At 26.0% G+C, this 12,247-nt stretch carries 11 protein-coding genes; 4 read left to right on the forward strand and 7 right to left on the reverse strand.

Features of this window, described 5'->3' with window-relative positions:
- Window positions 1-324: 324 nt before the first annotated feature.
- Together ACO5J6_RS02890 and ACO5J6_RS02895 are read left to right on the forward strand one after the other, a co-directional pair.
- Window positions 325-819 carry a DUF5362 family protein gene (locus ACO5J6_RS02890; RefSeq protein WP_485641947.1) on the forward strand — a complete coding sequence of 165 codons (495 nt, stop codon included), beginning with the start codon at window positions 325-327 and terminating at the stop codon, window positions 817-819.
- Window positions 820-929: 110 nt separating this feature from the next.
- Window positions 930-1,433 (forward strand): DUF5362 family protein, encoded by a 504-nt coding sequence (locus ACO5J6_RS02895; RefSeq protein WP_485641948.1) that lies wholly within the window; start codon window positions 930-932, stop codon window positions 1,431-1,433.
- Window positions 1,434-1,549: 116 nt separating this feature from the next.
- Here ACO5J6_RS02895 and ACO5J6_RS02900 read toward each other — a convergent pair whose 3' ends face one another.
- The 6 genes from ACO5J6_RS02900 to ACO5J6_RS02925 all read right to left on the reverse strand — a co-directional run bounded on the left by ACO5J6_RS02900 (window position 1,550) and on the right by ACO5J6_RS02925 (window position 9,017).
- The gene (locus ACO5J6_RS02900) at window positions 1,550-2,047 is read right to left on the reverse strand and encodes a hypothetical protein (protein ID WP_485641949.1); all 498 of its coding nucleotides are present in this window, start codon (window positions 2,045-2,047) and stop codon (window positions 1,550-1,552) included.
- Window positions 2,048-2,289: 242 nt separating this feature from the next.
- On the reverse strand, window positions 2,290-3,093 hold the full coding sequence (locus ACO5J6_RS02905) for a hypothetical protein (RefSeq protein WP_485641950.1): 804 nt from the start codon (window positions 3,091-3,093) through the stop codon (window positions 2,290-2,292).
- Window positions 3,094-3,166: 73 nt separating this feature from the next.
- The gene (locus tag ACO5J6_RS02910) at window positions 3,167-3,988 is read right to left on the reverse strand and encodes a hypothetical protein (protein WP_485641951.1); all 822 of its coding nucleotides are present in this window, start codon (window positions 3,986-3,988) and stop codon (window positions 3,167-3,169) included.
- Window positions 3,989-3,990: 2 nt separating this feature from the next.
- Window positions 3,991-6,006 (reverse strand): hypothetical protein, encoded by a 2,016-nt coding sequence (locus ACO5J6_RS02915; RefSeq protein ID WP_485641952.1) that lies wholly within the window; start codon window positions 6,004-6,006, stop codon window positions 3,991-3,993.
- A gap of 244 nt (window positions 6,007-6,250) precedes the next feature.
- Window positions 6,251-7,717 (reverse strand): 23S rRNA (uracil(1939)-C(5))-methyltransferase RlmD, encoded by a 1,467-nt coding sequence (rlmD, locus tag ACO5J6_RS02920; protein WP_485642011.1) that lies wholly within the window; start codon window positions 7,715-7,717, stop codon window positions 6,251-6,253.
- Window positions 7,718-7,871: 154 nt separating this feature from the next.
- Window positions 7,872-9,017, reverse strand: coding sequence for a pyridoxal phosphate-dependent aminotransferase (locus ACO5J6_RS02925; protein WP_485641953.1), 1,146 nt, complete (start codon window positions 9,015-9,017; stop codon window positions 7,872-7,874).
- Window positions 9,018-9,252: 235 nt separating this feature from the next.
- Here ACO5J6_RS02925 and ACO5J6_RS02930 point away from each other — a divergent pair, with 235 nt between their 5' ends.
- Both ACO5J6_RS02930 and ACO5J6_RS02935 read left to right on the forward strand, forming a co-directional pair.
- Window positions 9,253-10,002: a lipopolysaccharide biosynthesis protein gene (locus ACO5J6_RS02930; RefSeq protein WP_485641954.1), complete on the forward strand. Its 750-nt coding sequence runs from the start codon at window positions 9,253-9,255 to the stop codon at window positions 10,000-10,002.
- A 21-nt stretch (window positions 10,003-10,023) separates the two neighbouring features.
- Window positions 10,024-10,968 carry an aldo/keto reductase gene (locus ACO5J6_RS02935; protein WP_485641955.1) on the forward strand — a complete coding sequence of 315 codons (945 nt, stop codon included), beginning with the start codon at window positions 10,024-10,026 and terminating at the stop codon, window positions 10,966-10,968.
- A gap of 289 nt (window positions 10,969-11,257) precedes the next feature.
- On the opposite strand, the gene ACO5J6_RS02940 is transcribed toward ACO5J6_RS02935, so the two are convergent.
- Entirely contained in the window at window positions 11,258-12,211 is a 954-nt protein-coding gene (locus ACO5J6_RS02940) for a LacI family DNA-binding transcriptional regulator (protein WP_485641956.1), read from the reverse strand.
- Window positions 12,212-12,247 lie beyond the last annotated feature (36 nt).

A 12,247-nucleotide genomic window follows, 5' to 3' on the forward strand; every position in this document is an offset into this window, starting at 1 on the left:
ATTATAAATTTCCAATTTTTGAAATAGCCTTTTTTGATATAATATTGATATTTATTGAATTATAACATTTTTATAAAATTTTTTCTATAAATATTTTATTTGTAATTGCCGCTAATCTCAGGCAAGTTCATGTTATAACTTCAAAAGTTAATCCATATATGCAGTTATAATTAAATTTCTTCTACTCACATAAATTATATTAATATCTTATAATTAATATAAATAAGGGTAGTTATAAATCTCTATTCTATCTAATTAACAGTTTTTATTGACAATTATTTCTAATTATATTAGAATCTATATAATTTGAAAGGAGGCTCAAAAGTGAGTATAGAAGATGATATAAGAAAAAAATTGGAAGATGAAAAAAAGCCGACAGGAGAATTGGACACATATCCAAGTCTTAAAGATAGCGTATATGAAAAATTGTCAGTTTCTCCGAAAAATGAAAAAGATGATGTTGATATTATACCCCTCAAAATGGATACTGAAATGTCAAAAAATATGAAATTTCTTTCCATTGTCTGTAAAATATTTGGTATCCTTCTCATTGTTCTCGGTGTAATGTACTGTCTACTTATAATAGGTGCTATTATTGGTGTTCCATTTATTTTTATTGGATTGAAAGTTTATCAGGCAGGAGATAATTTGGAGCAGGCTGTTATAAAAAAGGATGAAGAAAATTTTAGATTAGCCATTATACATGCAGCCAAATCTGTAAAATATTATTTGATTTTTTTATTAACATTTATTATTCTTTCATTTGGAACATTTATATTTATCCTTATGATAGGAATATTTTCAGATATAGTGAGTTAGATTTCGATTAAATAATAAATTAAATAACAAACTGAAAATTATAATAAAATTATCATTTTAAAATATGAAACTTATAATATAATAAAATTCATAAAGAAAGGGGATAATTTATGGATTTTAAAGAAAATAACAAAAAAATGAAAATAAAAAAAATATTCAATAAAATATCAGAAACTAAAAATAAACAGAAGCTGCAATTAAAATCAAATAATTTTCATATTTCTGAAATAATTACTTTTGACTTGGATTTAAAATTATTAAATGATTTCAGAAAAATTATTTTATATAATAAAATAATGGGAATATTAGGCATAATAAATGGAATTATATCGACATTATCTATAATCGGTTTAATAGGAGGTATTTATACGATTATAATTTCGATTAAACTTTTAAATGCTTCAAAAGATTTAAAAATTTTTTGTATTAATAAAAATGGTAAAGATTTAAAAAAGTTCTTTGATTCTTATGGAAAAGCATGTAAATATAGTATGATACTTTTAATTCTCAATGTGATATTTTTTATTATATATATAGCAGGAATTATATATTTCTGTTTATGGCTTTATACAAAAGTAACAGGAAGCAATGATTACAGCATATTTTTTAAATAAAATCAGTAAAAACTAAACAAAAGACTAACAATAAAAAATCAAAAAAAGAATATTTAATTAGAAGATTTTCTATTTTTAAAATAATCATCTGATAAATATTCTTTTTTATTTAATGTTTATTCTATCCTAAATCCAAATGCTTTGACAAGTTCCGAATCGTCTTCTACTACCCATTCATTTCCGACTTTTTTATATTTGATAGTAATAGTGTCTATATTACGTTTCGCATCTTCTCCGTCTACCTCTTCATCAATAATTTCTTTGAACCACTTTAGAGTAGTTTTTTCTATTTCTTTTTCACTTTTCTTATTTAACTTAAATCTTAATTTTTCAACTTTTTCAAATAATTTTTTCTTTGCTTTACTCAAATTTGAAATTATTAAACTAACACTTAAAATAGAAAATCCATTTTCTTCCTTTACATTCATTATTCTGTATCTTATTCTTTTTATCGGTTTTTCTAAAATTTCAAATGACTGTTTTTCTTCTTCATTTAAATCAAATACTTCATCTATATTTCCTGCCTGGATTGTATCCATAGTTTCTTCAAAAATTTTTACTACCGGATGTGCTAATAATTTCGCTTTATTGTCTTCTTTAAAATCTGTTTTCATTTTGTTTTTCTTCCTTTCTCTAACTTTAAAATTTATTTTTTTTAATTTAAATTATTAATATCTTTATTATTTCATATTTTTAACTATTTTTTATTATTTTCATTTTAGTCAATATAGATTAAATTAACAGTGATATATATAAATATTTTCAAATTACCGAAAATATAAATTATATTTGAAACATTATTATTTACCATTATATAGAATTATTTATTTAATAAAAATCATCTATTTAATAAATATTACCAAATTGATTCTCCGTCGTTACTTAATAGTACAATAATAAACTCATTTTTATTATAATACGGTTTTATTTCTTCAAATATTTTTTTCATCTCATCTTTGTTCACATCTATAAAAAATGCTAATGCAGGTCTTATATTCATAGTTTTTTTGAATTCATACCAGTCTATTTTTTCAAAATCTCTTTTCACTGAGAAATACGAGGCAAATTTTTTCTGGTATTCTGACCGTTTAGACTCATCATTAGGATTAGCATCTATATTTACAATTCCTCCAGCTCCCGCTTTATTCACTTCTACAAAAGTCAGATAATTATCTACAGTGTCTTTATACTTTGTTCTGTATTTTGAAAAAATCTCTTCTATTTTCGCAAAATCATTTCCTTTGCTTTTATCATAGATAAACTCATTTACAAAATATGGTCCAAAGCCATAATGCTTTATCAGATAAAATAATTCTTTTGCTCCTTTTTTTACATAAAATTCATAATAATCAGATATATAATAATTTATATAGCTTTTATTACAATAAATTGAGCTATAAATAGTTATATATTTTGATTTTAATTTTGCAATTTCGGTATTTTTATTTTCTAATCTATAACAATTATAATCTTTGTACTTTATCGCCTTATAATCTTTTTTATTTATTTTAACATTAAGATTAGAATATATATTATCAAAAGTTTTATTGAAATATATCTCTCTTTTTATTATAGGATAGAATGTAGTAATCAGGAAAAACAATATAATAATCGATAAAAATATAAGTATTAGTTTTTTCTTTTTATTTGATTTATACATAATCTGTTCCTTTCTTAGTTTTTAAATTTAAATAATAATCAAATTCTTCTCCAATGAAAACACAATAACTCTATTACCAAATATCTTCACCTTTCTTGCTTGAAAAAGTTATAATATACTCATTTTTATTATAATATGGCTTTATTTCTTCTAATAATTTTTGTAATTCTTCTTTACTTGCATCTGAATAGAAAGATAAAATTGGTTTTATATTTAAATATTTTTTAAACTCATACCAGTCTATTTTATCAAAATCCCTTTCAATCGAGAAATATGAGATGAATTTTTTTTCAATTTGTAATACTTCATAATAATCTTCAGAATCAGCATCCACATTTAAAATAGATGAACTTACAAATTTACTTGTTTTTATGAAACTAATACAAGAATATCCACCTGTATCGGAAGACAAATTATATTTTTTTTCATATTTTGAAAGAATTTGTTCTATTTTTTCAAAATCATTTCCCTTACTTTTATCATAAATAAATTCATTTACAAAATATGGTCCAAATCCATAAATTTTTAATAAACGTATTAGTTCTATTATTTCACTTTTTGAAAAAAAACTTGTATGTTCATTTCCAATATCAAAATAAGGACGACCACATTCATCCCATTTTTCAATAAAATGGGTATATTTTATATTATTATTTTTTTTCTCTAAAAAATAATAATGAAAAGGTTCTATTAAATTTCTTGTATCATGAAAAATTTTTGCTTTATAGTCATTTTTATTTATTTTGAGTTTGAAATTTTTATATAGAGTTTCTGTTGTATTATCAAGATATTCTTCTCTCTCCCTCTTGGGTATAAATACCTTATGGTTTATAATCCATACACTTATGATGATAACTATAAATAGTATCCATTTTGTTTTTCTATTTATTTTCATATTTATCTTCCTCTATTTTTGTTAGATTTATAGATTTTTATATCTCTCAACATTTCTATTTCTTTTTTTCTAACATCATCAGGATCTGTTTTATGATTATCAATTTTCCCATTTTTATCTTTGAATGCAGCTACTTTCACTGCAGGTAAATGACTTGTTCTTGGAGGCTTCATAATATTTTTAATATTTTCTTCCAATTTGTCTACTCCATATGATATAGAAAGTGGATTTAAGCTCTCAAATACTTTTTTTACTTCAAGCTCACCTATCCCATATACTTTAGAAATAGAAGTTGTTGCACCTTTAGAATTCTCTCTTGTATAGTTTAAAAGAGCATCTCCATTATTTGGAATAACTGTAAGAATTTTATTATTATATAAATATCTTCCAGGATTACTTACCGGTGCAGGGTCTACTGCTATTGCTTCTATATTTAGATGTGATGCTATATAAATTGAGGCTCCTCCTGCTTTCGAATGTCCACTAACTCTTACTAATCCCTTAAATCCATTTTTTCCGTTTTTATATTCATTCTGAATTTTTTTTGAAAATTCCAAAGCTTCCTGATAATCTAATGGTGTCCCATTTTCATTAGACCTGTATACATCACTAAAATTAGGAAGATTTAGTGATGTTGCTCCTTTTAGTAAACCCGATGAAGTTCTTCTCATATTACCCTGCATATTATTTAGCCAATGCTTAGTGACTTTCGTTGGATTTTTAAAAAATTCGTTTGGTGGCATACTTCCCTCTAAAATAATTTCTACTTTTCCTGTTTTCATATTTCCTACTGCAATTCCTCTAATCCCTGATTTTGTCTTATCCATTATTTCAAGGATTTTAAGTTTTTCTTTTCCATTTCCACTACCAATAGTAATATCCATTCCTACTTTTAATTCACCTTTCTTAAAGTTGTTATAAATAGATTTATCAGCAGAACCGTCTGTTGCTCCAACTCTATTTGATACTGTTGATTCATCAAGCTCCATATTGGATATTTTATCATAAAAAGTCTTTTTATCTTGCTCTTCTTCCTGTGCATCCAGTTCTTTATTTATCTGTTCTATTTCCGCTTCCTGTAGAAGTGCATGTAAGTCCCTTGCATTAGAACCTATAATGGGAAGTTTTGAAGCGTTATATAAGACAGTTTTTACATTTTTAATGACATTATCTTTTATTCTGTTTGTTTCTTTAGCCACGTCTTTTACTATTTTTATTGTTTCCTTATTTACATCATTTGCTATTTTAGCCGTACTCTTAATTATGTTTTTTGCTACTCCCGCTGTTCCTTTTATTATGTTGCCTGTTATTCTCTTAGTTTCATTAGTTACATCCCTTACTATTCTACTCGTTTCCCTTGCAATATTTTTTACTATTTTTCCTGCTTCTTTGCTTATACCACTTATTACTTTTGATGTCCCCTTGGCTACATTAGTTGCAATCCTGTAACTTTCCTTAGCCACACCTCTTACTATTTTTGAGGTTTCTTTTGCTATATCCTTTACTACACCATTTAGAACTGCAAAATTTCCTTTAGTTATATTACTTGCTACTTGTTTTGTCCCTTTTACTATATTACCCGCTATTCTTTTTGTCTCTTTATTTACATTGCGGATTACTCTTTTTGTTTCATTTGAGATATCGCTTATTACTTTAACTGTACTTTTTGATATATTTTCTGCTACTTTTTTTGTCCCTTTGGCTACATTGCTGGCCACTCTTTTAGTTTCTCTTTTAACATTGTTGACTATTCTTTTCGTTTCACTAACTACATTATTTCTTATTTTTTTTGTTTCATTAGCTATATTTTTTGCTATTTTTACAGTACTTTTTGCTACATTTCCCGCTACCTGTTTAGTTCCTCTTGCAATATTTCCTGCTATTTTCTTAGTTTCATTAACAACATTACTTGTTACTTCCTGTGTCTTTGTAATTATATTACCTGCTACACTACTTACTGCTTTAAAAAATGGATTATTTGTAAAATCGTTTTTACTTCTATTTAATGCAATAGCCATAATCTTCCCCTTTTCTATATTTTTTTATATTTTAAAATATTAATTATTTTTGGAATTTTTATTTTATTTTAAAATAATATAATATTTAGAATAACACAGGTATTATAAATTTGTCAAATTTCAGAAAAATATTATTTATAGTAATATTTTCAATACCTTTTGCTGATTTTTTCAAATAAATTTTTTTATTTTCTACTTAAATAATATTCTTCACTTAAATAACAAAATAAATATGAAAATTTATTTATTCTCTGACTAACTGATTTACCACTTCCATATGCGGTGTAAATGGAAACATATCCACAGGGCAGACTTGTTTTATTTTATAACTATTATTTTGAAAAGTTATCAAATCTTGAACCAATGTTTTCGGATTACAGGAAACATAAATTATATTTGTAGCATTATATTTCATTAGTTTTGTTATTGTTTTCTCTCCTACACCGGCTCTTGGCGGATCAAGGATTATAATATCAGGTTTTATCTCTCTTTTTTCCAGTTCTTCAAGTTTTTCAAATACATCTCCTGCAATAAATTCAGCATTTTCTATATTATTTAGTTCAGTATTTTCATTGGCTTTTTTTACAGCCTCTTCTATAAGTTCTATTCCATATACATATTTTGCTTTTTTGGATACAATTTGTCCTATTGTTCCCGTTCCGCTGAATAAATCAAAAATAACACAGTCCTTTGTATCTTTTATTTTTTCTTCTTTTATATCGAACTTTGTCTCATCAATATTGTCAATATATTCCATTACTTTTTCATAAAGCAATTCGACTCCGTCAGAATTTGTCTGAAAAAATGAATAAGGACTTATCTTGAATTTTAATCCCAAAAGTTTTTCAATCAAATCCCGTTCTCCGTATAAAATTGTTTCACTTTCAGAGATGACCATGTCTGATAAGTTATCATTAAATGTATGCAAAATACCTGTAATTTTAAAGTTATCAGTTAATTTTAATGCGAGCAGTCCTTCTTTAAATTCTTTTTGAAATTTTTCTTTTTCTGCTTCATCAATTTGAGTAGTTGTTATAATATTAACTAAAATCTGTTTTGAAAATTCCGCCTTTCTGATTACCAAATTTCTAAAAAAGCCGATATGACTTAATCTATGATAGAAATTAAGCCCTGTTTCTTTAGAAAATTTTTTACAAAATTCATTACAAAAAATATATATCTTATTGAAATTATCGTCCATTAATTTCAGACCTTCAACTTCTACAATATCATGAAAGCTGTTCTGACGATGCAGCCCTAAAATCATCTCTCCGCCTTTTTCCATATTTCCAAAACTAAATTCCATTTTATTCCTGTATTTTTCAGGCTTTGGACTTTTTATCGGTTCTTCAAAAATATAGTCATTTTTGATAATCCGACTCAATTCTTTTCTAATATGTTCTGTCTTTATTGCGAGCTGTTCTCCATAAGTATAATATTGATAATTACATCCGCCATTCTGTCTGGCAATATCATCATAAATCATATTTTTTCTTCCTGCAAAATCAATTATTTTACAGTTTATCAGCTCGTATTTACGTCGTCTTTTTACAAAAATTCCTTCAACAGTCTGTTCTGCTGCTGCATTAATGTTGACATAAATTTTATTTTCTGCATGAAAACCGTAGGTTCTTCCTTTCGTATCTAAATTTGAAATTTTTAATTTTAATAAATCTCCCTTTTTTAATGATTTTTTTTCTACTTTTTCCATATTATCCATTTTTTTCATTATTTTCTCCATTATATTTTATTTCTTTACGAAAATTTTATGACCTGTTTTATTTTTTGTTATTCTCTGCAAATTTGCAAGATTATCGATTTTTAAATTTCAAAAATATTCAGATAAATAGTCTATTAAAAAAATTTTATACTCCTATGTAATTTTTTAATCTTTCAATAGCTTCTTTTAATACAGGAATATCATGTACTATAGAAAATCTGACATATCCTTCTACCTGAAATGTAGAACCGGGAACTATTGCAAGACCTGTTTTTTCAAGTAATTCCAGTGCAAAATTTAAAGATTTAATATTTTTCAGTTTCTCAATGTTTTCATATCCCGCAAAAATATAGAATGCTCCCTTGGGTTCAAGACATTTAAATCCTATTTTTTCAAGTTCATTTTTAAAATATTCTACTCTTTTTCTGTAAATTTCTGAAACTTCTTTTCTGTCAGAATGTTTTTCAAGGGCAGTCAATGCTCCATACTGTGATAATGTAGATGTACTTGTAACATTATACTGGCTCACTTTCTTTATTTGAAGTTGTAATTCAGGATTTGTAATTATATAGCCTATCCTATATCCTGTCATTGAATGGGATTTTGAAAAACCGCTTACTATTATAAGCTGTTTTTTCAGTTCTTCCGAATATTTTGCGAAAGAAGTATATTTTTCAAAAACTATGGAAGCATATATTTCATCACTTAAAAGATATATTTCCCTATCTTTCAGAAATTTTACAATTTTTTCCATTTCTTCCTCATCTAATGTTGTACCTGACGGATTATTGGGATTTGTGAGAATTATAAGTTTTGTTTTGGATGTTATATATTTTTCCAGTATTTCTTTTGTCAATTTGAAGTCATTTCCTTTTAAATCAATATATTTTTGTATCCCGCCTGATAATTTTATCAATGAGCCATATCCTACGTATGCAGGAGTCGGTATTAATATTTCATCTCCCGCAGCAATCACAGTTTTCATAATAGAAGCCAGTCCCTCTGTAGAACCGACCGTTACAAGGACATTATCAGAGGTAAAGTTTCCTCCAAAATTTTTATTATAAAAATCCGCTATTTTTTCTCTTAGTTCAGGCATTCCTCCCACAGGAGAGTACTTTATCTTTGTATTTAAGGCATGATAAGCCACAGCTTGTTTTATTTCTTGAGGTACATCAATATCAGGTTCTCCAAGAGACATATTTATAGTATTTTTGTATGTCTGCATTTTTTCATATATTTTTCTTATATCTGATATTTGAATTTCTTCTACTGCTTCATTTATATACATAATAAGATTTTATCCTTTCATTTTATTATTTTGTGATTTATCACTGTTATTATTGAATGATTTCTTGTATTATTATTTTTAGTTCTACTTTATAATGTATTTTTTATTTTATCATATTTTATCATTAAAAAATAGTTACAGAAATATTTTTTATGAATTTTTTTAAAATTTAGTTTGTATTATATATGTTTTTCTGATAAAATTTATATGATAAAAAATTGAAAGGAAGTAACCAATGAATAACGAAAAACAACAGTCAATAAATCCAAATATAATAATAAAAATACTTTACAGGAATATTTTTCTTATAATTGTAACAGCTATTTTGATTACAGGATTAGGAACAGTATATGCATTTACAAATAAATCTTTTAAATCTGAAATCAATCTATACGGATACGACAGAGTTCTAAATGAAATAGGAGAAACTTCTCAATATTCACTGAATTCTTTCGACTTTTTTCTTTTCCTGAAGAAAAATTCTAAAACATTAAAAAACACGGGACTGTCTGATGAAAAGTTTTTAAAAGAAATGTCTTCAAGGCTCACTGCCCAGTCTGAGAGTAATAATCCTACTATCAAAGTCAAATTTTCCACTAAAAATAAATTTGAAGGAGAAGAATTTTCCAAAGAATATGTAAAGCTTGCTTCGGAATACTTGACAAATAAAAAGAATAATTTTTTGAGCAGCCAGATTAAACTTTTACAGGAACAATATAATTTTTTAAATCAGAATGTTGATATAAGAACGACGAAAGATTCATTAAGTGATACTCTTGTTTCCAGACTTGCATATTACAAATTGCTGGAAAATGATACAAATCCCATTGTCAAACTTATTTCACTAAATACAAAACCGGCTTTAAGTAAAAAAATAATTCTTGCAGGTTCATTATTTTTAGGATTATTTTTAGGAATTTTTGCAGCTTTCATTAAAGAATATTCAAAAACACTTGACTGGAAAGAAATAAAAAATAAAAATTGATTATAATAAAGGAGAAAAACATTGAAAACTGTTGATTTAGGAAAAATTGGATTAAATGTTTCCGAAATATCCCTTGGATGTATGAGAATGGCTGATATTTCTTATGAAAAAGCTGAAAAGTCCGTTTGTACTTCTATCGAAACAGGAATTAATTTTTTTGATCATGCGGATATTTACGGAAGAGGAAAATCTGAAGAAATTTTCAGTAAAATTATAAAAAAAAATAATATTAAAAGGGAAAGTATATTTATTCAGACAAAATGCGGTATAAAAGTTTGCGATTATCCTGACGGAAGTTATAAAACACATTTTGATTTTTCTAAAGAACACATTATTAATTCTGCAAATGAAAGCCTGAGACGTCTGAACACGGATTATATAGATGTCTTTCTGCTTCATAGGCCTGATACATTAATGGAACCTGAAGAAGTAGCTTCTGCTTTTGACATTCTCCATAAAGAGGGAAAAGTAAAATACTTCGGAGTAAGTAATCAAAACCGTGGACAAATAGAGCTTCTGCAAAAATATATAAATCAAAAATTAATCGTAAATCAATTACAATTCAGTATTATGCACTCCGGAATTATAGATAACGGACTAAATGTAAATATGAAAAATGACAACTCTATTAACAGAGATGACGGAATTCTTGAATATTGTCGTCTCAACGATATAACTATACAGGCGTGGTCTCCTTTTCAGTATGGTTTTTTTGAAGGAGTGTTTCTTAATAATGATAAATTTAAAGAATTAAATATTCTTATAAACAAACTTGCCAATAAATATAATGTTACGGATACTGCTATTGCAACAGCGTGGATTTTGAGACATCCGGCTAAAATTCAGGTAATAATTGGAACTATGAACTCCAAACGTATTTCAGATATATCAGAAGCGTCAAATATCTTTCTCACAAGAGAAGAATGGTATGACATATATAGAACAGCAGGAAATATCATACCTTAAATAATAAAACTTGATAAAATATAAATTGATGTGCGGATACTTTTTAAAGAATGCTATCAGGATCAAAATAGTAAAAAATATTGATAATAACATAATGACTAAATGAGTATATAACTGAAAAAAATTTAGTTTATATACGATTATATAGGAAACTAAAAGGAACGAATATAGAATATAATTAATCTGAAAGATATAAAAAAAGCTGTCTTAAAAATAATAGGATTGAGAATAAATATAGTTTCAATATTTTTATGATTATTCTCCTATTTTTAGGCAGCTTTTTTATTTTCTAAAGATTTAATTCAATCACTGTATCCAAAGTATCATTTTTCAATAATAATTCGAGTATCTCTATACTCTTTCGGGAAAGCTCCGAAAAAGGTATATCGTATGAAATTATTTTTTCATCAATAAATTTTATGATTTCGTTATCTTCATAAGTTGCTATTTCCATATCTTTTGAGTCTATGTTTAATTCTTTCAGAGCCTTTAAAAAACCTAAAGTCATTGAGTTGTTGGATATATATATGGCGTCTATTTTCCTTTTTAAAATTTTTTTCCCCAAATCATATCCACTTTCCAATGTAAAATCTCCATAGAGTATTAATTTTTCGTTACATTTAATATTATAATCTTTTAGAGCTTTTTTATAGCCTTCCAGTCTTTCTTTTGCTGTACTTATTGTCTGGGGGCCTGCTAAAAATCCTATTTTTTTTCTATTATTTTTTATAAATTTTTCTATAACTCCATAAGATGAATAAAAATTTTCAAAAAATACTCCCGGCATTTGTCTGTTTATTTTTCTATCAATTAATACTAACGGTATTTTAGAAGAAATCTGTTCAAAAAATTCGACTTTGTCATAAGAATTTTGTGTTACTGCAATTATTATGCCTTTCACTCTCTGTTCTATAAATAATTCTATATATTTTTTCTGCAATCTAAAACTTTCATTAGTACATCCTAAAATAATATTCAGTTCCTTTTTATTGGCTTCATTCACTATACCGTCCATTATACTTGCAAAATACAAATTTTTTATATCAGGAATGATTACTCCTATTGTATTATTCTCATTTTTGGACAGATTTCTTGCAATCAGATTAGGATAATAATTATTTTCTTTTATAATCCTGTTTATTCTGTTCCTTGTTTCTTCTTTCACATTGTCATTATTATTGATTACTCTTGAGACTGTTGCCACAGATACATTTGCCAGTCTTGCTATATCCTGTATTTTCATAATACCACCGTTTCACTCGCTTCGTTTTTTATTTCC

The organism is Pseudoleptotrichia sp. (assembly GCF_057270515.1).

Coding starts and splice junctions, on each gene's coding strand:
- ACO5J6_RS02895 (WP_485641948.1), top strand. CDS start 930: ATGGATTTTAAAGAAAATAACAAAAAAATGAAAATAAAAAAAATATTC.
- ACO5J6_RS02910 (WP_485641951.1), bottom strand. CDS start 3,988: ATGAAAATAAATAGAAAAACAAAATGGATACTATTTATAGTTATCATC.
- ACO5J6_RS02925 (WP_485641953.1), bottom strand. CDS start 9,017: ATGTATATAAATGAAGCAGTAGAAGAAATTCAAATATCAGATATAAGA.
- rlmD (WP_485642011.1), bottom strand. CDS start 7,717: ATGGAAAAAGTAGAAAAAAAATCATTAAAAAAGGGAGATTTATTAAAA.
- ACO5J6_RS02930 (WP_485641954.1), top strand. CDS start 9,253: ATGAATAACGAAAAACAACAGTCAATAAATCCAAATATAATAATAAAA.
- ACO5J6_RS02905 (WP_485641950.1), bottom strand. CDS start 3,093: ATGTATAAATCAAATAAAAAGAAAAAACTAATACTTATATTTTTATCG.
- ACO5J6_RS02900 (WP_485641949.1), bottom strand. CDS start 2,047: ATGAAAACAGATTTTAAAGAAGACAATAAAGCGAAATTATTAGCACAT.
- ACO5J6_RS02915 (WP_485641952.1), bottom strand. CDS start 6,006: ATGGCTATTGCATTAAATAGAAGTAAAAACGATTTTACAAATAATCCA.
- ACO5J6_RS02940 (WP_485641956.1), bottom strand. CDS start 12,211: ATGAAAATACAGGATATAGCAAGACTGGCAAATGTATCTGTGGCAACA.